This is a genomic window from Corynebacterium aquatimens, from assembly GCF_030408395.1.
GTDB classification, from domain to species: domain Bacteria; phylum Actinomycetota; class Actinomycetes; order Mycobacteriales; family Mycobacteriaceae; genus Corynebacterium; species Corynebacterium aquatimens.
Genome location: NZ_CP046980.1, coordinates 1665837 through 1684860, shown reverse-complemented (window position 1 = coordinate 1684860; position 19024 = coordinate 1665837). Strand labels below are relative to the sequence as shown.

Annotated in this window: 20 protein-coding genes; 10 read left to right on the top strand and 10 right to left on the bottom strand. The window is 61.7% G+C overall.

What is annotated here, in order from left to right:
* Positions 1 to 107: 107 nt before the first annotated feature.
* The 3 genes from CAQUA_RS07635 to CAQUA_RS07625 form a co-directional block, all read right to left on the bottom strand.
* Positions 108 to 644, bottom strand: a complete 537-nt coding sequence (locus CAQUA_RS07635; RefSeq protein ID WP_196823819.1) for a hypothetical protein — start codon at positions 642 to 644, stop codon at positions 108 to 110.
* A gap of 73 nt (positions 645 to 717) precedes the next feature.
* Positions 718 to 1236, bottom strand: a complete 519-nt coding sequence (gene greA, locus CAQUA_RS07630; protein WP_196823820.1) for a transcription elongation factor GreA — start codon at positions 1234 to 1236, stop codon at positions 718 to 720.
* Positions 1237 to 1330: 94 nt separating this feature from the next.
* Positions 1331 to 1822, bottom strand: coding sequence for a DUF4307 domain-containing protein (locus CAQUA_RS07625; RefSeq protein WP_231375322.1), 492 nt, complete (start codon positions 1820 to 1822; stop codon positions 1331 to 1333).
* An 85-nt stretch (positions 1823 to 1907) separates the two neighbouring features.
* Here CAQUA_RS07625 and mca point away from each other — a divergent pair, with 85 nt between their 5' ends.
* Genes mca through CAQUA_RS07610 form a run of 3 tightly spaced genes read left to right on the top strand, consistent with a single transcriptional unit; the run spans position 1908 to position 3935 of the window.
* Positions 1908 to 2792: a mycothiol conjugate amidase Mca gene (gene mca, locus CAQUA_RS07620; protein ID WP_196823821.1), complete on the top strand. Its 885-nt coding sequence runs from the start codon at positions 1908 to 1910 to the stop codon at positions 2790 to 2792.
* Between the two features lie 55 nt (positions 2793 to 2847).
* Complete coding sequence (locus tag CAQUA_RS07615) at positions 2848 to 3147, top strand: hypothetical protein (protein WP_376993189.1); 300 nt, start codon at positions 2848 to 2850, stop codon at positions 3145 to 3147.
* A 14-nt stretch (positions 3148 to 3161) separates the two neighbouring features.
* Positions 3162 to 3935 carry an isoprenyl transferase gene (locus tag CAQUA_RS07610; protein WP_196823822.1) on the top strand — a complete coding sequence of 258 codons (774 nt, stop codon included), beginning with the start codon at positions 3162 to 3164 and terminating at the stop codon, positions 3933 to 3935.
* 7 nt (positions 3936 to 3942) lie between these two features.
* Here CAQUA_RS07610 and coaA read toward each other — a convergent pair whose 3' ends face one another.
* Entirely contained in the window at positions 3943 to 4908 is a 966-nt protein-coding gene (gene coaA, locus CAQUA_RS07605) for a type I pantothenate kinase (RefSeq protein ID WP_196823823.1), read from the bottom strand.
* A gap of 86 nt (positions 4909 to 4994) precedes the next feature.
* On the opposite strand from coaA, the gene glyA reads away from it, so the two are divergent.
* From glyA to CAQUA_RS07580, 5 genes are all read left to right on the top strand, one after another.
* Positions 4995 to 6284 carry a serine hydroxymethyltransferase gene (gene glyA, locus CAQUA_RS07600; RefSeq protein WP_196823824.1) on the top strand — a complete coding sequence of 430 codons (1290 nt, stop codon included), beginning with the start codon at positions 4995 to 4997 and terminating at the stop codon, positions 6282 to 6284.
* Between the two features lie 344 nt (positions 6285 to 6628).
* Complete coding sequence (locus CAQUA_RS07595) at positions 6629 to 6877, top strand: three-helix bundle dimerization domain-containing protein (RefSeq protein WP_196823825.1); 249 nt, start codon at positions 6629 to 6631, stop codon at positions 6875 to 6877.
* Positions 6878 to 7078: 201 nt separating this feature from the next.
* Positions 7079 to 7654: an LGFP repeat-containing protein gene (locus CAQUA_RS07590; protein ID WP_196823826.1), complete on the top strand. Its 576-nt coding sequence runs from the start codon at positions 7079 to 7081 to the stop codon at positions 7652 to 7654.
* A gap of 385 nt (positions 7655 to 8039) precedes the next feature.
* Positions 8040 to 9392, top strand: a complete 1353-nt coding sequence (gene phoH2, locus CAQUA_RS07585) for an RNA 5'-3' helicase PhoH2 (RefSeq protein WP_196823827.1) — start codon at positions 8040 to 8042, stop codon at positions 9390 to 9392.
* Positions 9393 to 9554: 162 nt separating this feature from the next.
* Complete coding sequence (locus CAQUA_RS07580; RefSeq protein ID WP_196823828.1) at positions 9555 to 10124, top strand: GNAT family N-acetyltransferase; 570 nt, start codon at positions 9555 to 9557, stop codon at positions 10122 to 10124.
* A gap of 15 nt (positions 10125 to 10139) precedes the next feature.
* Here the strand turns inward: CAQUA_RS07580 and CAQUA_RS07575 are convergent, their stop codons facing one another.
* From CAQUA_RS07575 to glpX, 3 genes are all read right to left on the bottom strand, one after another.
* Positions 10140 to 11627, bottom strand: coding sequence for an MDR family MFS transporter (locus CAQUA_RS07575; protein ID WP_231375704.1), 1488 nt, complete (start codon positions 11625 to 11627; stop codon positions 10140 to 10142).
* Between the two features lie 480 nt (positions 11628 to 12107).
* A complete protein-coding gene (locus tag CAQUA_RS07570) occupies positions 12108 to 13508 on the bottom strand; it encodes a class II fumarate hydratase (protein ID WP_196823830.1) in 1401 nt (466 codons plus the stop codon).
* Between the two features lie 88 nt (positions 13509 to 13596).
* Positions 13597 to 14604, bottom strand: coding sequence for a class II fructose-bisphosphatase (glpX, locus tag CAQUA_RS07565; protein ID WP_196823831.1), 1008 nt, complete (start codon positions 14602 to 14604; stop codon positions 13597 to 13599).
* Positions 14605 to 14770: 166 nt separating this feature from the next.
* Between glpX and CAQUA_RS07560 the strand changes: the two genes are divergently transcribed.
* Complete coding sequence (locus CAQUA_RS07560; protein ID WP_290178104.1) at positions 14771 to 15337, top strand: DUF4245 domain-containing protein; 567 nt, start codon at positions 14771 to 14773, stop codon at positions 15335 to 15337.
* On the opposite strand, the gene CAQUA_RS07555 is transcribed toward CAQUA_RS07560, so the two are convergent.
* Positions 15334 to 15618: an exodeoxyribonuclease VII small subunit gene (locus CAQUA_RS07555; RefSeq protein WP_196823832.1), complete on the bottom strand. Its 285-nt coding sequence runs from the start codon at positions 15616 to 15618 to the stop codon at positions 15334 to 15336. The genes CAQUA_RS07560 and CAQUA_RS07555 overlap by 4 nt on opposite strands.
* Before the next feature lie 37 nt (positions 15619 to 15655).
* Entirely contained in the window at positions 15656 to 16894 is a 1239-nt protein-coding gene (xseA, locus tag CAQUA_RS07550) for an exodeoxyribonuclease VII large subunit (protein ID WP_196823833.1), read from the bottom strand.
* 177 nt (positions 16895 to 17071) lie between these two features.
* Here xseA and CAQUA_RS07545 point away from each other — a divergent pair, with 177 nt between their 5' ends.
* Positions 17072 to 18085 (top strand): 4-hydroxy-3-methylbut-2-enyl diphosphate reductase, encoded by a 1014-nt coding sequence (locus CAQUA_RS07545; protein ID WP_196823834.1) that lies wholly within the window; start codon positions 17072 to 17074, stop codon positions 18083 to 18085.
* A gap of 56 nt (positions 18086 to 18141) precedes the next feature.
* Here CAQUA_RS07545 and CAQUA_RS07540 read toward each other — a convergent pair whose 3' ends face one another.
* A complete protein-coding gene (locus tag CAQUA_RS07540) occupies positions 18142 to 18999 on the bottom strand; it encodes a DUF6542 domain-containing protein (RefSeq protein ID WP_196823835.1) in 858 nt (285 codons plus the stop codon).
* Between the last annotated feature and the right edge of the window lie 25 nt (positions 19000 to 19024).

Genomic DNA, 19024 nt, shown 5'->3' with positions numbered 1-19024 from the left:
GTCCGTGCCCCGCTCTTAGGGGGTGCGGACCTTTTACGTTTCTTTTCTGGGCAGTGGTGGACCGGATTGGGGATTCTCGGCGAATCCGGGACTTAGTGGTTCGGGATTTAGTAGTTGGTATCCGGGTTGATGGTCTGGCCGTCGACGCTGATGCTGTCGAAAACGAGCTCGCCGTCAGAGTTCACTGGAAGTGAGAGGATGACGCGGATGTTCTCCTCCGGCTCACGGTCCGGGGTGCTGGTCTTGCGGACGCCGGTGCCTTCAGCGGTGTCCGGGCCCCAGGAGTCCCAGACGATGTCTGTCAGGACGTCATCTTGGTTCTTGCAGTCGAGCTGAATACGGTTCGGGCGGGACTTCAGATCGCCGTTGCAGTCCTTGAAGCGTGGGGCACCGTCAGGGGTGTTTGCTTGGGAGAGCTCGGCGTCCTTCTCCGCGGCCTCGGAGGAGGCGACTTCCGTGATGTTCGGGTTGGTCGTCGCGGTGGCAGAGACGCCGTTGCCCGGCAGGGAGTCCGGGTTCTGCTCAGTGGCGGTGTCCACCTTTTTGTCAGACGGCTGCTCGTTCGGGGGAGAGCAGGCGGCGATAGCAAGGGAAGCAGCGGCAACTGCAGCGACGGCTACGGAACGGGTGATCTGGGTGCTCACAGTGATGATCCTTACGGTGATCTTGTGGTGATCTTTATTGGTGATCGGTTGATGATCTATGTGTGCGCGTGAGTTACGCGCGCGGGGTTTTGGCCTTTACTGAATCATACGGGTTTGCGGAGACGATCGTGACCGAAATCTCGCGGCCATTTGGTGCGATGTAGGTGCGGGTCTCACCTTCAGAAGCACCGAGTACGGCGGCGCCGAGCGGGGACTGCTCCGAGTAGGTCTCCAGATCCTTGTTGTCGGTGGAGGCAGCGCGGGTACCAATCAGGAAGGTTTCCTTATCGTCCTCGTCGCCGTTGTAGTAGACGTGGACGACGGAGCCGACGACCGCGACGCCATCGACAACACCATCGCGCTCGGTCGTGGAGGACGCAAGGATTTCGGAAATCTGCTTAATGCGGGCTTCTTCCTGGTCCTGCTGCTCACGCGCGGCGTCGTAGCCAGCGTTTTCTTTAAGGTCGCCTTCCTCGCGGCGCTCGTTAATCTCGGCAGCGATGACCGGGCGGTTGTCAATAAGCTGCTGAAGTTCGGCCTCCAGCTTCGCCTTCATTTCCGGGGTGATGTACTGCTGCTGCTTTTCAGCCATGAGGTGTCCTCTTTCTACCGTTCAATTGCTCTTTTCAGATTATGGATGCTACCACGGGGCCTTGTGCGCCCGAGCAGGTCGCGCAGGTTTGCCGTTAGCGCGCCTGGGTGTAGCTCTGCTCAGGGTCGAGGAAGAACGGGATGGTGGTGGAGCAGCCGTAGACCTTGCCAGATACAGGTAGATCACGGGTGGGAATGTCCACGGCCATGCGCTGGGATTTTTCGCCGCCCGCCGGCAGCATGACGTCGCGGCGTCCGACTTCAGCTTTTTCGTAGTTGAGAGAGGTCACGATGCAGTACGACGGAACGTTAGGGTTTTTGCGCTCAACGTCGATCCATACGCGCGACGTGGATTCGTCGATACGCTCGTGCGAAATAAACGATGCGGTGACGGGATTGTCGTCGCGCTGAAGGAAAAGGCGCACCCCGAAAACTACCAGCGCAATCAGGAGTAATGCGGTGGTGATCACCATTGCTTTACCCGTGAATTCGTCTAAGGCCGACGGCTTGGCGGTGCCGTACCGTGAAGCGGGGCGGGAGCTCGTACGCGGGGACGCGGAGCGGGAGCTAGGACGCTGATTACTCATATGAAAACCCTTCCTGAGTAACATGAACCACATTCAACTGTAACCCCCTTTAAACCGTGAGTGGACGGAGAGGTTGGTAAGTCTTGTGACGGGACTTCGCTTATTGGCTATCCATGCGCACCCGGACGATGAATCGTCGAAGGGTGCGGCGACGATGGCGAAATACGCCGCGGAGGGCCACCGCGTCAAGGTGTTGACGTGTACGGGCGGCCAGCGGGGCGACATTTTGAACCCGGCGATGGATCGCCCGGGGGTGATTGAGCGGATGACGGAGATTCGCCGTGAGGAGATGGCGCGCGCAGCATCCGCGCTGGGAGTCGAGCATGAGTGGATGGGGTATGTGGACTCCGGTCTGCCGCAGGGGGATCCGCTGCCGCCGCTGCCCGAGGGATGCTTTGCGTTGGCGGATACGGACGCGGTTTCGCGTGATCTTGTCGCGCGGATTCGTGATTTCAAGCCGCACGTCATCATTACGTACGACGAAAACGGCGGGTACCCCCACCCGGATCACCTCAAAGTCCATGAGATTTCGATGGTCGCATGGGAGAAATCCGGTGACGCGTCCTACGCCCCAGAAGCCGGCGAGCCCTGGACGCCGCTAAAGATGTACTACACGCACGGCTTTGTCTACAAGCGCATGAAGCTTTTGCATGAGCGGCTTATCGACGAAGGGAAGTCGAGCCCATACGAACCCATGATTAAGCGCTGGGAAGAGGGGCGCGCCGACATCATGGAGCGCGTGACCACGCAGATCCAGTGCGCGGACTACTTCGGGCAGCGCGCGGAGGCGCTGACCGCACACGCGACCCAGATTGATCCGGCCGGGGCCTTCCTTGCAAGCCCCGTGGAAGTCCAAGCCGAAGTGTGGCCCACCGAAGAATTTGAGCTAGCCCGCACGCGCGTGGAATCCCCGCTTCCAGAGACTGATCTGTTTGCAGGAATTGAAGTGAAGGAGTCAAGCGATGACTAATGCCGTGAATACTCCGGCGGACAGCGCTGGAGCCGAGGCGACTCAAACCGACCTGATGACGGAGACGACAACCACGGTGTCCGTGCCCGCCGATTCGCATGTGCCGGGGGAGGGGCCGCAGGGCCTAGTCGGGCCGGAGTTTGGAAAGGCAGCGCCGACGGGATTGTTCATCGTCGTCGCGCTCGCCGTCGTTGTCATTTCCATCGGGTGGGCATTCCACCGCAGGTTCTCCCGCTTTAACCGGCGTCGCATGTTTGCCGACGAGCATGGGATCGATGTGTTTGATTCCGCGGCCGTCGATAAGGCGATGGCTGAAGAAGGCCTCCTGGATCAACGCAAGAGCGGGATCTTTTAGTAACGTTTGTGTATATGGCGCTCGATTCTCTTCTCTACCCGCTCTATGAAGCGAGGCTGAAGCGCGAGCTCCAGGACGCACCGCGGCCGAAACACATCGCTGTAATGGCGGACGGCAACCGGCGCTGGGCGCGTGAAGCGGGCTTTACTGATGTATCCCACGGCCACCGGGTGGGGGCCGCGAAAATCTCCGAACTGGTGGAATGGTCAGCGGAGATGGGCGTCGAGGTAGTAACGATCTACCTGTTGTCCACGGAAAACCTCGCGCGATCGGAAGAAGAAGTTCAGCTTCTGCTCGACATCATTTCCGGTGTTATTGATGAGCTGTCCAACAATCCCTTTGTCGCCCGGCTGCGTTTAATGGGCAAGCTTGAGCTGTTGCCCGCCGCGGTTTCTGAACGCATGCAATCAGCCGCAGCGGCCACGGACGGGCCGCGCGCGGACGGGATCGTGGTGAACATCGCCGTTGGCTACGGTGGCCGCCAAGAAATCGTCGATGCGGTGAAGAACTTCATTCACGCGCAGGTGGACGCGGGCGTCAGCGCCTCTGATCTCGCGGACACCGTCACCGCTGAGACCCTGTCCGAGCACCTGTACACCTCCGGGCAACCCGACCCGGATTTGGTGATCCGCACCTCCGGCGAACAGCGTCTGTCTGGGTTTTTGATCTGGCAGTCGGCGTATTCAGAAATCTGGTTCACCGACACCTACTGGCCTGCGTTTAGGAAGATTGACTTCCTGCGCGCGCTGCGCGATTTTTCCCAGCGCTCGCGCCGCTTTGGTAAGTAAACGACGCTTAGATCTTGCGCATCCGCACGCGCTGGATGGAGTGGTCCGAATCTTTGTGCAGGACTAAAGACGCGCGGATGCGGGTTGGGCGGATATTTTCCACCAGGTTGGGCAGGTTGATCGTCTGCCAGATTTCGCGGGCCTTGATGGCCGCCTGCTCGTCGTCAAGCTCGGCGTAGCGTGCGAAGTGCGCGCCGGGCTTGCGGAAGTTGGTGTTTTTCAACTTGATGAAGCGATCGATGTACCACTGCTCGATGTCACGCGGGTGAGCATCGACGTAGACGGAGAAATCGAACAAGTCGGACACCATCAAGGTGGGGCCAGTTTGTAAAACGTTGAGCCCCTCCACGATGAGGATGTCCGGCTGGTTGATCTCCTGAAACTCCCCGGGGATCACGTCATACGCGTCGTGGGAATAAACAGGGGCCTTGACGGACTCCCTACCAGCTTTCACATCGGAGACGAAGCGCATCAGGTCGCGGCGATTGTAGGACTCTGGAAAGCCTTTGCGCTCGAGCAGACCTTTCTCCTTCAACTCCGCAGTGGGTTTGAGGAACCCGTCGGTGGTTACAAGGTCGACCCGGGGGTGCGATTTCCACCGCTGGAGCAGGACCTGAAGCACACGAGCTGTTGTTGATTTCCCCACGGCGACCGAGCCCGCAATGCCAATGATGAAGGGAACGTGCTTGGGGTTGCCCTTGACCGGCTCCCGCGAAAGGCCCTCGCCGAGGCTTTCCCACAGGAACGTCTCTGTTGCCGTGATGAGCTTCTGGCGGGCTTTCACGCGCATGTGAATGAGACGCGACAGCGGGAGGTAAATCTCCGCCACCTCGGTAAGGTCGATGATTTCACCGATGCCCCGGAGATCCTCAAGGTCAGTCTCCGTGAGCACCTGGGGCATCGTGGCGCGGCGTTCACGCCACTGGCGCCGGTCAAAGTCCAGGTACGGGCTCGGTTCAGATGCGCGTGGCATGCGGGCCATTGTAATGTCGGTGCAAACGGCGACGAACACCGCCGTGCTTATTTTTGAAGCCGATTCGAGCGAAAAGAGTGGAATCAATGAGTGAAGACCTGCGCTACCAGGAGTTGTCGCAGCTAGACCCGGACGTCTACAACGCCATCCTTGGAGAGGTTGCGCGCCAGCGCGACACCTTGGAGATGATCGCGTCGGAGAACTTCGTGCCGCGTGCGGTGCTGCAGGCACAGGGTTCGGTCCTGACCAACAAGTACGCGGAGGGCTACCCGGGCCGCCGTTACTACGGCGGCTGCGAGCACGTGGACATCATCGAGGACATCGCGCGCGACCGCGCAAAGGCACTTTTCGGCGCGGAGTACGCCAACGTGCAGCCGCACTCCGGCGCGCAGGCGAACGCCGCCGTGCTTCACGCGCTGATCCAGCCTGGTGACACCATCATGGGTCTGTCCCTGGCGCACGGTGGCCACCTCACCCACGGCATGAAGATCAACTTCTCCGGCCGTTTGTACAACGTCGTTGCCTATGAGGTTGACCCGGACACCATGCGCATTGACATGGACAAGGTCCGCGAACTGGCCTTGGAACACAAGCCGCAGGTGATCATCGCCGGCTGGTCTGCCTACCCGCGCACCATCGACTTTGAGGCCTTCCGCTCGATTGCTGATGAGGTCGGTGCTTTCTTGTGGACCGACATGGCCCACTTCGCCGGTCTCGTCGCCGCTGGCCTTCACCCGTCCCCGGTGCCGCACTCTGACGTGGTCTCGACCACTATCCACAAGACCCTCGGCGGCCCGCGCTCCGGCATGATTTTGGCCAAGGAGGAGTACGCGAAGAAGCTCAACTCCGCCGTCTTCCCTGGCCAGCAGGGTGGCCCGCTGATGCACGTTGTCGCGGCGAAGGCTACCGCGCTCAAGGTCGCTGCCACCGACGACTTCAAGGACCGCCAGCAGCGCACCATTGAGGGTGCACGCATCATCGCTGAGCGCCTCGTTGCCGACGACTGCACCGCCGCAGGCGTCGACGTGCTCACCGGCGGCACGGACGTTCACCTTGTCCTTGCAGACCTGCGCAACTCTGAGCTCGACGGCCAGCAGGCCGAAGACCTGCTGCACGAGGTAGGTATCACCGTGAACCGCAACGCCGTTCCGTTCGACCCGCGTCCGCCAGCAGTCGCTTCCGGCCTGCGCATCGGTGCCGCCGCACTGGCCACCCGTGGCTTCGACGCCGCCGCCTTCACCGAGACCGCCGACATCATCGGCACCGCCCTCGCGCAAGACAAGAGCGCCGACACCGCAGCCCTGCGCGCACGCGTGGACAAGCTCGCCCAGGACTTCCCGCTCTACCCGGGCCTGGAGGAGTGGAAACTCCTCTAACCTCACTTGAGTCAGCCCACTTAAGGCTCACGCGCTCAGCGGCGCTTCTCGACGACGGGAAGCGCCGCTTTTTGCATACCCTCCTTCTATTTCGCACTGTAACGGGGTAGAAACGGCCACCTAACAAGCTCGTGAACTGCGGAAACATGCGAATCATTTGGCAATCACCCACCAATGGGGGCAATCAACTATCAATGCCCGTGTTTAATTTGCGTTAACCTTTTGTTCGCCCTAAAGTAAACAACAAGTTAACAAACGGTTGCCAAGGTTAAATCGTTGGGCGGAGATTCCGTCCGGCGGTGCGACCTACGGCAACCCTGACGCGAAGAGGAAGGTGAACAATAATGACGAACTTCGCACGTACCGCACTGATGACTAACGTCTACGGCCGCATCCAGGAGGACCTGGTTGCTGAATTCGGCGGCGCTTTCGCTGCGGCGGACATTGAGGCTACTTTCAAGGCTGTCGTTGCCCGCCACGAGGCAGGTGCCGTGATTCCTACCTTCATTCCTGTTCTGGCTAACAGGGAAGCACGCGAGCTTTTGGCCGCGGGACGCATCGAGTCGGCTGCGATGGAACTCGCCGCCGCATAAGCCCTGAACGCACATTGGGCGCTCGACGCGCCCAATGGCGTCTAGGCGCCGGCTGCTGATAGCTAACTGTCGAAAAGTCACTGCTGAAAGCAAACCGGTTTTCAATCGTTATTCAACCGAAAGCAAGCCCGCGGTTACGCGGGATTTTTCTTTGTACAATGGTCAACGTAATAGCAATTAGTTATGAAAGGTTATTTTCCAATGCGTAACACCACTGTTCGTACGTTCGGCGCCGCTGCTGCGGCACTCGCTCTGTCCGCTGGCCTCGTTGCTTGTGGCGACGACAAGGGCGAGACCACGACCACTGAGACCTCCGTTGTGGAGACCGAAGCTACCGAAACCAACGTAGAGACCAACACGGTCACCCCGTCCGAGGACGCTGACGCTGCCGGCGCCGACGCTGAGGGCGAGACCGTCGAGGTTGAGACCCAGGACGGCGAGAAGGTGCTGGTCCCGGCTGAGCTGAAGAAGTCCATGGACGACATCGAGCGCGACAACTGGGGCACGCCGTTCAAGGTTGTCAACGAAGACGACAAGTACCTCGTTGAGTACGACGCTGAGAAGAACGTTGTGTACTCCAAGGAGACCGGCGGCATCAAGCTCGTTGGCGAGATCGCCCGCGTCTGGAAGGAAGGCGGCGCCCTTGCTAACCCGATCGGCATCCCGGTCGAGGCTGAGGCAAAGAACGCTGACGACAACGGCTGGAGCCAGAAGTTCGAAAACGGCACCATCTCCTGGATGGTCAAGGACGGCAAGTGGACCGCTGAGACCATGTAAGCCCGTGGCAGTGAACGCTTAACTGCCGCACGCTTCTTAACGCCTACAGCCCCGCGCAGCCCCCGATTCAAAGGGGGGCCGCAGCGGGGCTTTCGCGTTCCCGCAACAGAGCACCACGCCAGAGCACCACGCCCACGCACTCGCCCCACGACGGTGCCCATGATTCAGGTGGGTTAGGTGTGACGCAACGTCAAGTTTTGTTCATGTTACAGCGATGTAATTTTTAACCTTGGTCCTTTATGGTGGGCGGTGTCAGGGCATCGAGGCGTAGACGAAACGCTTCGTATCGTCCTGGCGCAGAAGCTCGACACCGTCTTTAGACACCCCCGCGGCGCGCTGCCCGGTGTGCCGCCCGACACTGTCCACCCACAAGGGGAGCAAGTTTATGTTTGACCCTTCTGTTTCTCAGCTCGACCGGCGTGACCACCCGCTGGAGAACTACCACACAAACACGACCGTGAAGACCTACGTGATTGACACTTCGGTGCTTCTTTCAGACCCGTGGGCTCTACGGAAGTTTGCGGAACACCACGTTGTTCTGCCTCTCGTGGTCATCACGGAACTCGAGCAGAAACGTCATCACCCAGAGCTTGGCTGGTTCGCCCGCCAAGCTCTTCGCTTTTTGGAGGATCTTCGCGCCGACTACGAGCGGCTCGACCACCCGATGCCCGTCAACATCGACGGCGGCACCCTCCGTGTGGAACTGAATCACCAGTCCCAGGCGAACCTTCCTGTCGCCCTGCGCGGCCCCGAGAACGACAACCGCATCCTCGCCTGCGCGCACAATTTCCTCCAGGAAGGTACCGACGTTGTCTTGGTGACCAAAGATGTTCCCTTGCGCGTCAAAGCGGGTGCCGTGGGCCTGCCAGCCCAGGAGTACCGCGCGCAAGACGTGGTTCTGACGGGTTACACCGGCATGGCAGAATTGGAGGTCTCAGGGGAAGAGATCGACGAGCTCTACGCCACCGGCTTTGTCACGGTCGACACAGAGGACCTTCCGGTTCATTGCGGTGTCGCGCTCACTAACGGTTCCCAGTCGGCTCTTGGCCGCGTTACGCCGTCAGGCGTCGTCAAGCTCGTGCGCGGTGACATTGACGCCTTTGGCCTCCAGGGCCGCAGCGCGGAGCAACGCGTCGCGCTCGATGTGCTTCTCGACGACTCGGTGGGCATCGTCTCCGTCGGCGGCCGCGCAGGTACAGGAAAGTCTGCCTTGGCGTTGTGCGCGGGGCTGGAAAGCGTGCTTGAGCGCGGACAGCACAAGCGCATCATCGTCTTCCGCCCGCTGTATGCCGTGGGTGGCCAAAACCTGGGCTACCTGCCTGGCGACGAAATGGAAAAGATGAACCCCTGGTCTCAGGCCGTCTACGACACCCTCGAAGGCGTTGTGTCCGACAACGTCATGGAGGAAGTCGCAGCCCGTGACCTGCTCGAGGTACTACCGCTCACGCACATCCGCGGCCGCAGCCTCCACGACGCCTTCGTGATCGTGGACGAAGCCCAGTCGCTGGAGCGCAACGTTTTGCTCACCGTCCTGTCCCGCCTCGGCCGCGGCTCCCGCGTTGTGCTCACCCACGACGTCGCCCAGCGCGACAACCTGCGCGTCGGCCGCCACGACGGTGTCCAAGCCGTAATCGAGAAACTCAAAGGCCAAGACCTCTTCGCGCACATCACCCTGCAGCGCTCCGAGCGCTCGCAGATCGCCGAGCTGGTGACGGACCTGCTGGAGGAACACGCGTAGGGCACATTCGTGCCCTACGGACCAAAGCTGTGCCCTACGGACCTGTCGGCGAAACACGCGTGGGGCACATTCGTGCCCCACGCGACCACAGCCGTGCCCTACGGACCTGTCGGAGAAACACGCGTGGGGCACATTCGTGCCCCACGGCGTACGATGACACGCATGCCTGAAACACGTGATGGCCGCACCGACGGCGCAGACACCGCGGACTTCGTGATTCGCCCGATCCGCCCCGAGGATTACCCGCAGGTCCGGGCGATCTACGAAGATGGCCTTATTACCGGCCATGCCTCCTACGAACAATACGGCCCAACGTGGGAGAAGTTCATCTCCTCCAAAATCACGGAAACAGTCTTTGTCGCGGTCGAGGCTAACGACGACGACAAAGTGCTCGGATGGGTCGCAGCAGCACAGGCGTCAACTCGTTCTGTTTTCTACGGCGTCGTAGAAGACTCCATCTACACCCACCCGGACGCGCGGGGGAGGGGTATTTCCAAGGCTCTCCTCGATACGCTTATCGCCACGTGCATCAAGCTGAATAAATGGTCCATCCACGCCTGGATTTTTCCCGAGAACACTGGCTCAGCTGGGTTGCACGTCTCCCGCGGCTTCACCAAGGTGGGCACCTACCACCACATGGCCAAGATGACCTACGGTGAGCTGGCCGGCAGCTGGCGCGACGTGGATATCTACGAGCTCCTCTTGCCGAAGAAAGGCAACAACCACGCCTAGCTTGCCGATAGGCCCTTACGCTACCGTTTCCTTCAGTTTCACCTGCTGAATCGGCAGGCAGATCACCAGCGCGAGGATCATCAGCGGGATCATCGCCGTGAACACCGGCGTCAGGCCGTCGTTGTAGGAGGAAACGATCGCCTCCCGAATCGGATCGGGCAGCCCGGCGACCAGTTCAGGGGTGAGGGAGTTCGCGGCGGACCCTCCGTCGTCAGGCGAAAATGCTTCGGCATATTTCGCGCCGTCCGGGCCGATGGATTTGATCGCTGACGGCAGCCGCTCCTCCATGAGGGAACGCATGTTGTTGATGAAGATCGTGCCCACCAGCGACGCACCAAGCGCCATTCCGATCTGGCGGAAGAAGTTGTTCGTTGCCGTCGCGGTACCCACGATGGCCACCGGGAACGAGTTCTGCACGATAAGAATCAGAACCTGGAACACAAGCCCAAGCCCGAAACCGAAGATGAAGATGTCTACGCCAATCCGCGTCAACGACGTCTCCGGCGTGAGCCCCGTGAGCAGCCACGTCGCCAGCGCGACGACTGCCATTCCGATCGGCGGGTAGATCTTGTAGTGGCCCGTGCGCGCGATGAGCAGGCCCACGCCTATCGACGTCAACATGATGCCCGCCACCATCGGCACCATCATCAGGCCGGCCTTCGTGGGGCTCATGGCGTGAACCATCTGCAGGTAGGTCGGCAGGTACGCCATCACGCCCACCATGGCGAGACCAATCACGATGCTGGCCAGGGTGGTCAGAACCATGTTGCGGTTGGTGAAAAGCGACATCGGGATCAGCGGGTTTGTGGCGCGCAGTTCCACGAAAATGAAGGCGACGCCCGTCACCGCCGCGGCGATGCCTAAGCCAATGATCGTCGGTGAATCCCAGTCGTACATGGTGCCAGCCCAGGTGGTCAGCAGGATCAGACACGACGTGAACACCGCCAAAAGACCCGCGCCCAGCCAATCGAAGTGGAGGTCCTTCGCCGAACCGCGTCGCAAGTGCAAGACGCTTATCGACGCCCCCATCGCCAGCAACCCGAGCGGAATATTCATCCACAGCCCCCAGCGCCATCCGGGACCATCCGTGAACCATCCACCGAGGACGGGGCCGAGCACCGAGGAGATTCCGAACACCGCGCCCATGACGCCCATGTACTTGCCGCGTTCACGGGCCGGGACCACCTCGGCGATGATTGCCTGGGAGTTGACCATCATCCCGCCAGCGCCGAAGCCCTGGATCGCGCGGCCGACGATCAGACCCACCATCGTGTCCGCGAATCCACCCACCGTGGAACCGATGACAAAGAATCCGATACCGGTGATGTAGAGCCACTTGCGGCCTAGGCCGTCGCCAAGCTTGCCGAATATCGGCAGAGCAATGGTCATGGTCACCATGAACGCGGACATCACCCAGCTCATGTGGTCCACGCCGCCGAGCTCACCCACGATGGTGGGCAACGCGGTGGAGAAAATCATTTGGCCCAGCGAGCTCATCAACATCGTGATCAGCAACGCGCTGAACACCAAACCCACGTGCGGCGCGGCTTCATCAGGGCTGACCACGTGGGAGCCGCCGCGCTCGGCGCCACCCGCGCGGTCCACATCCTCCCGAGCGTCTTCACCGCGCCGAAGCTCGGTTTCGTCGTGTCCGTCAGCGCGATTCACGCGTTCTGCCATGAGTTGCTCCTGCCGATCTAGGTGCCGTGCTGCCGGATACGCGAAATTCGGACCCTAAAAAATGCTGCCTGGCAAAAACCCCAGGTCACAGGCACGGCGATTTTCGTTGACGCTGCAGCTATGCCGAATCTTGCACAAGCCTACTCCTATCAGGCGACCGGCTCCTAGAACCCGTCGATAGCAAGGTAAAAAAGAACCCCCGCCCGAGAGCTCGGGCGGGGGTGGTGGCCGCGCAGCGCCGCGGGCCGCGCAGCGCCGGGGGCGCAGCGCGGGTGGTGGCAGAGCCGGGGCCGCGCGGGCGGCCTAGTTGCGGTCGGTGTTCGCCATGTCCAGGACGTTGAGGCGGCGGTCCAGCTCTTCCTCGGTGAGCTTGTCACCGTCGACGAAGCCCAAGTCGATGGTTGCCTGGCGAATCGTGATGCCCTCCTTGACCGCGTGCTTGGCAATCTTGGCGGCGTTCTCGTAGCCGATCGCGGAGTTCAGCGGAGTCACGATGGACGGCGAGGACTCGGCCAGGGTGCGCATGCGCTCCTCGTTCGGCTCGATGCCGTCGACAAGGCGGGTAGCAAACTGGCGTGCCGTATTGGCCAGCAGGCGAGCGGACTCGAGCACATTGCGGGCCATGACTGGGATGAACACGTTGAGCTCGAACTGGCCTTGGGTGCCGGCGAAGGCAACCGCGGCGTCGTTACCGATGACCTGCGCCGAGACCTGCGTGGCGGTCTCGCACAGGACGGGGTTGACCTTGCCCGGCATGATGGAGGAACCCGGCTGCAGGTCCGGCAGGTGGATCTCGGCGAGGCCGGCGAGCGGGCCGGAGCCCATCAGGCGGATGTCGTTGGCGATCTTGTACAGAGATACTGCCACGGAGCGCATTGCGCCTGAGAACTCCACGAGGCCGTCGCGGTTAGCTTGTGCCTCGAAGTGGTTCTTCGCTTCAGAAAGCTGCTCGACGCCGGTGAGTTTCACCAGCTCAGCGGTCACCTTGCCGCCGAACTCAGCCGGGGTGTTGATGCCCGTGCCCACCGCGGTGCCGCCGATAGCCAGCTCACCCAGGTGGTTCAGGGTGTTCTGCACGCGCTCGATGCCCAGCTCGATCTGGCGGGCGTAGCCGGAGAACTCCTGGCCAAGGGTGATCGGGGTGGCGTCCATGAGGTGGGTGCGGCCGGACTTGACCACGTCGTGCCAAGCCTGTGCCTTTGCGGCCAGCGACTGCTGCAGCTGTTGCAGGGCCGGGATCAGGTCGTTTGCGGCGGCCTCGGTTGCGGCCACGTGGGTGGCGGTCGGGAAGGTGTCGTTGGAGGACTGGCCCATGTTCACGTGGTCGTTCGGGTGAACCTCAACGCCGTTCGCCTTGGCAATGGACGCGATGACCTCGTTGGTGTTCATGTTGGACGAGGTGCCGGAACCGGTCTGGAACACGTCGATGGGGAACTCGTTGTTGTGCTTGCCGTCCGCGATCTCCTTCGCCGCCGCGATGATGGCATCAGCCTTCTCGGCGTCCAGGTTGCCCATGTCCTTGTTCACCTGCGCGCAGGCTGCCTTGAGCAGGCCGAGTGCGCGGATCTGCTGGGCCTCGAGGCCACGGCCGGAGATGGGGAAGTTCTCCACAGCGCGCTGAGTCTGTGCGCGCCATAGGGCGTTGACGGGCACCTTTACTTCGCCCATGGTGTCGTGTTCGATGCGGAATTCCTGCTCGGTCATGAAAACTCCTTGTAGAAAATTAGTGGAAGTGCGGGATGTGGTGGTGGTTGGGACTAGTCGCGTGCGCGGCTGGCTCTAGGCGCAGGCTCTAGTCGTGCGGGCCGCCGTAGTCGACGACCGCGTACTCGCGCAGTTTCGCCAGCTTGTGCAGCGACTCGACGTGGCGGACGGTGCCGGACTTGCTGCGCATGACCAGCGATCGGGTGGTTGCGCCGTCCTTGCGGTAGGACACGCCGCGCAGCATGTCGCCGTTGGTCACACCGGTGGCGGAGAAGTAGCAGTCGTCGGAGCTGACCAAGTCATTGATGCCCAGGACCTGGGTCAAGTCGTGGCCGGCTGCCAGGACCTTTTCGCGCTCTTCGTCGGACTGCGGTGCGAGCATGCCCTGGATTTCACCTTCGAGGCACTTCAGTGCGCACGCGGTGATGACGCCTTCCGGCGTGCCGCCTACGCCCATCGCGATGTCGATGGAGTTGTTGTCGCGCGCCGCAGCGATGCCGCCCGCAACGTCACCGTCCATGATGAAGCGCACCTTCGCGCCCGCCTCACGGATATCGGCCACGAGCTGCGAGTGGCGCGGGCGGTCAAGCACGACCACGGTCACGTCGCGCGGCTCGATGCCCTTTGCCTTAGCAACTTGCTGGATGTTGTGGGCCACCGGAGCCGTGATGTCGATGTAGCCAGCAGCCTCAGGGCCCACGGCGATCTTGTTCATGTAGAACGCATCAGTCGGGTCGTACATCGTGCCACGTTCAGCAGCAGCGATCACAGAAATCGAGTTCGGGCGACCCTCAGCCATCAGGCGCGTGCCGTCCACCGGGTCGACCGCAATGTCCAGCTCAGCGCCGGTGCCGTTGCCCACCTGCTCGCCGTTGTAGAGCATCGGGGCCTCGTCCTTTTCGCCCTCGCCGATGACGATGACGCCGGACATGTTCACGGAGTTGATCATCTGGCGCATCGCGTCCACCGCGGCACCGTCGCCTTCGTTCTTCTTGCCGCGACCCACCCAGCGGCCCGACGCGAGCGCCGCCGCCTCGGTCACGCGAACGAGTTCCATGGCTAGGTTGCGATCCGGCGCTTCTGGATTCTGAGACATAAACAGTTACCCTCCTGGGTGGTGTCGAACGTTTCCCCCCATTGTGTCACTTTTAGGTCAACTGCAACTGGAAGCATGCCCGTTTTGTGGGCTATACCTCCCCTCATACGGGGTCCTTGGAGGGTGGCCCCGACCGTCGATAAGCACTCGTGCGATACTGAACCGCGTGGCAGATGAAAAACCCCGGATTTTCCAGGACGGAAGGGACATGACGATCAGCATCATCGTCATCATCATTGCGATGGTGGGTGCTGTGGGTTTCACCGGCCTGTGCTCATTCAACCCCGGCCGGCCGGAGAATGGCCCGGTCCAAGAGGTCGACGCGAAGACCTTCATGGATCTTGAGGCGCGCGCGATGAATTTCCCGGTCCGCTTCCCGCAGATGCCGCAGGGGTGGGTCACAAATTCCGCGCGGCGGTCGATCGTTGCAGGTCAGCCCGCGCCAGCCGTCGGCTGGGTCACGCCGCAAGAGGGGTATCTTCAGCTCACTCAGACGGATGTTGAGGCCGACCGCGCCGCGAGAGATTTCGATGGCAATTTCCGCGACAAGCAGCGCACGGTGGACGTCGCGGGCCGCACCGCCACCGTGTACTTCTCCGACGATGAGAAGATCCGCCCGCTGTGGGTCGTCGATGCCACCGACGTCCGCTTGCTCGTCACGGGCGCGGGGGAAGACGCAGAGTTCACGTCGCTTATCGACGAAACCCTGGCCACCGCCCCGCTTCCGCACTAGTTTCCGGCAGGGCTGTGTGCATCTTCGGGGTCGTTTGGCTGGCCCTGGCTGAGGGCTGCTTCGACGCGTTTGGTTGCGCCGTCGAGAAGCACTTCGCAGCGTTTCGCGAGCGCCTCGCCGCGCTCCCAGTAGGACAGGGATTCATCGAGGCTCATTTGGCCGAGCTCGAGGATCTTCACGGTTTCGATGAGCTCCGCGCGGGCCTGCTCGTAGGTGAGCGTGGCGGGGTCTGGCTGCACGTCGGTGGTCGGGGTGCCTGTTCCAAAAGTGTTGTCTGACATGTTTGTTTCCTTAGTTTTCGGGTGTGGTTGGGCTTAATTACTGCGCTGGCTGCGTCGCCATGGAGGCGGCGGTGATGGAACCGTCGGCGACGCGGATGCGCAGCTGCGCGCCGGGCGGTGATTGTTCGATGGTTGTGACGACTTCTGCCTCGGAACCGTCGCGCGGTTGAACCTGCACCACGGCGTACCCGCGCGCGAGAGTCTGCGCTGGCCCCAACGCGGAGACGCGTGCGCGTAACGACGAAACCTCGGCCGACGAATTCGCCACCATGCGGCCGATGTCGCGACGAATTGCATCGAGCGCGCGACCTAATTCCTCGCGGCGCAAAGTGATTGGCGTCATCGGGTTTGCCATGACAGGCCGGGAACGGACGTTTTTCAGTCCAGTGCGTTCGCGCTCAACCCAGCCGCGCAGCGCCGCGGCCATGCGGTCACGCGCCTCGGCGATGAGAGCGAACTCGCCGACGACGTCAGGGACGACGCGCTTGGCGGCATCCGTCGGGGTAGCGGCGCGCACGTCGGCGACGTTATCCAACACGGGGTTGTCCGGTTCGTGGCCAATCGCGGAGACAACCGGCGTGTGCGCGTTGGCAACCGCGCGCTGTAACGCTTCTTCCGAAAACGGCAGCAGGTCTTCAACGGAGCCGCCGCCGCGGGCGATGATGATGACGTCGACAAGCGGATTGGCGTCCAGCGAACGCAACGCCTCAACGACCTCCGGCACCGTGTTGGGGCCTTGGACCGCTGTGTTTATTACCTGGAATTGCACTCCCGGCCACCGGCCCGTTGCCACCGAAATGACATCGCGTTCTGCGGCGGAACCACGGCCCGTGATCAGGCCGATCATGCGCGGGAGGTAGGGGAGAGGTTTCTTCCGGGATTCGTCGAAAAGCCCCTCGGCGGCCAGCTGCTTGCGCAACCCCTCGATGCGGGCAAGGAGCTCGCCTTCGCCCACCCTGCGGATGTCGGTCACCCACAGTGAGAACTTGCCGCGGGCCGCGTAAAACGCTGGTTTGCCGCGGACGACGACGCGGTCGCCGTCTTGAAGCGGCGTCTCCATGCGCCTCAGCAAATCAGTGTTAGCAGTGAGCTCGACGCTCACCTCTTGTTGCGTATCGCGCAACGTGAGGTACGAAAACCGCCACGTTGGCTTCATATTGACCTGGGTGAGCTGGCCTTCAATCCACAGCCACCCCAACCGCTCTATCCACTTCTTAACATTCTCATTGACCTTCGCCACCGACCACGGTGACTCGGGTGTGCTTTTCTCGCTCACGTGCTCCTCATTCTGTTCATGTCTTGGCTGTAGTCCTGGTGATGTTCTGGTGATGTCCTGCTGTTGTCATGAGTCTGCGTTCCGGGACGAATTCCCGTGCAGCAACTTGTTCTTCTTCCCGCCCGCTAATGGCTAGCCAGCTTACCTTTTAGACTCAATTTCGATAACGTAGGTTCCATGCCGAACGAAATTTCTCAGAAAAATTTTTCTGCGGATGCGCCCGCGGACGTTCCCGCAGGCAAACGCGTTCTGTTGGCGGCCCCGCGTGGCTACTGCGCTGGCGTCGACCGCGCCGTGGAGACAGTAGAAAAAGCTTTGGAGAAATACGGCGCCCCCGTGTACGTGCGCAAGGAGATTGTGCACAACAAGTACGTGGTGGAAACGCTCGCTGAGCGCGGCGTGATCTTCGTTGATGAAACCGATCAGGTACCCGAAGGTTCCCACTTGGTCTTCTCCGCCCACGGTATTTCGCCCGCGGTGCGTGAGGCCGCGGCGAACCGCCAGCTGAAGACGCTGGATGCGTCGTGTCCGCTGGTGACCAAGGTGCACAATGAGGTCAAGCGATTCGCTCGCGACGGGTACCATATCTTGCTGGTCGGCCACGAAGGCCACGAAGAGGTTGAGGGCACGGCCGGCGAGGCACCGGATGTCGTGCATCTGGTCGATGGCGTTGAAGGCGTAGAGAAGGCCCCTGACTTCCCGCCGGAGCAGAAGCTGGTCTGGCTTTCGCAGACAACCCTGTCCGTGGACGAGACCATGGACATCGTCAAACTGCTGCGCGTCAAGTACCCCAACCTTGAAAACCCGCCTAGCGACGACATTTGCTACGCCACCCAGAACCGCCAAGTCGCCGTGAAAGCGATCGCGGAAAAGGTTGATTTGATGATCGTCGTGGGTTCACAGAACTCATCGAACTCGAAGCGGCTGGTGGAGGTCGCGCTCCAGAACGGTGCCGGGGCTGCTCACCTGGTGGATTACGCGCGTCAGATCGAGGATGCCTGGCTCGAGGGTGTCACGACTGTGGGCGTCACCTCCGGTGCGTCCGTGCCGGAGATCCTCGTGCGCGAAGTGCTCGAGCACCTCGCCGATCATGGCTACACCGACGTCGAGCAGGTCACCACGACCACAGAGACGATCACCTTCGCCCTGCCACGCGACCTGCGCCCTCCCCGCGCCAAGCGGGCGGTGTAGGGCGCGCGTCCCTGCCCACCGCGCGCGTCCCTGCCCACCGCGCGGGCGTAAGCGCGTTAGTTGTCTGACTCTGAGTACGGGGCCCTGTCGCGAGAGCGACGCACGCGCGGGCTGTAGTCGCTGTAGTCCTGGCGGCCAGAATCGCGGTTGCTGTAGGCGGTGCGGTCGGCGCGACCCGAGCGGTTGGAGCGGTAAATGGTCTGGCCGGCGTTGCGCTGGGACGTTCGTTGCGGTGCGCGCTCGAGAAGTTCCTTGACGGTGACCTGTTTATCGCGGCTCACGCGAGTACTCCCGCCTGAGCTGGAGATCCGGTCGCACGGGTTGCTGGCGCGGGCCCCGGCGCGGGTTGCTGCGCTGGTGCCAGAGCGGGCTTCATCGCGCGTACTAGCTCGGTTGCGGGACCTGCTGGCTTGGCGAACTGTGCGCTCATTGTCCTCGCTGATCTGGCGGCGGCGCCGCTCATCCAGGCGACTGATTTCTTCGTTGTGGCGCTTCAGCAGCCAGTACCGCATCACGGCGATGATGACGCTGCCCACGGTGACGGTGATCAAGACCGGGAAGAACTGCACCAGTGGATACAGGATCGTCACCGCGGATGTCTTGCCCAGGCCCGATTGGCCCGGGGGACGTTGTTGCAAGGCGTTCACGACGCCAGCCGACAGCAACGCAATTAAGTACATGATCGGGGCGCTGGCCACCACCAGGAACAATCCGCGCGGGTTGACTAGGGTGGTCACGGCGACGACTGCCACGATGTACAACGTCAAAAACGGCCAGCCGAGGGATCCAAAGTGCATCGCCAGCAGCGCGCCGGTAATCAATGCGGCGGCGATGATCCCCACACCGGACGCAATGGAGAGACCGTCGAAGGTTTCCTTCGACTGGCTATTTTTCCGGTTCGTCAGGTGTGACACGATCACACATGCTACCCGTTGTGCC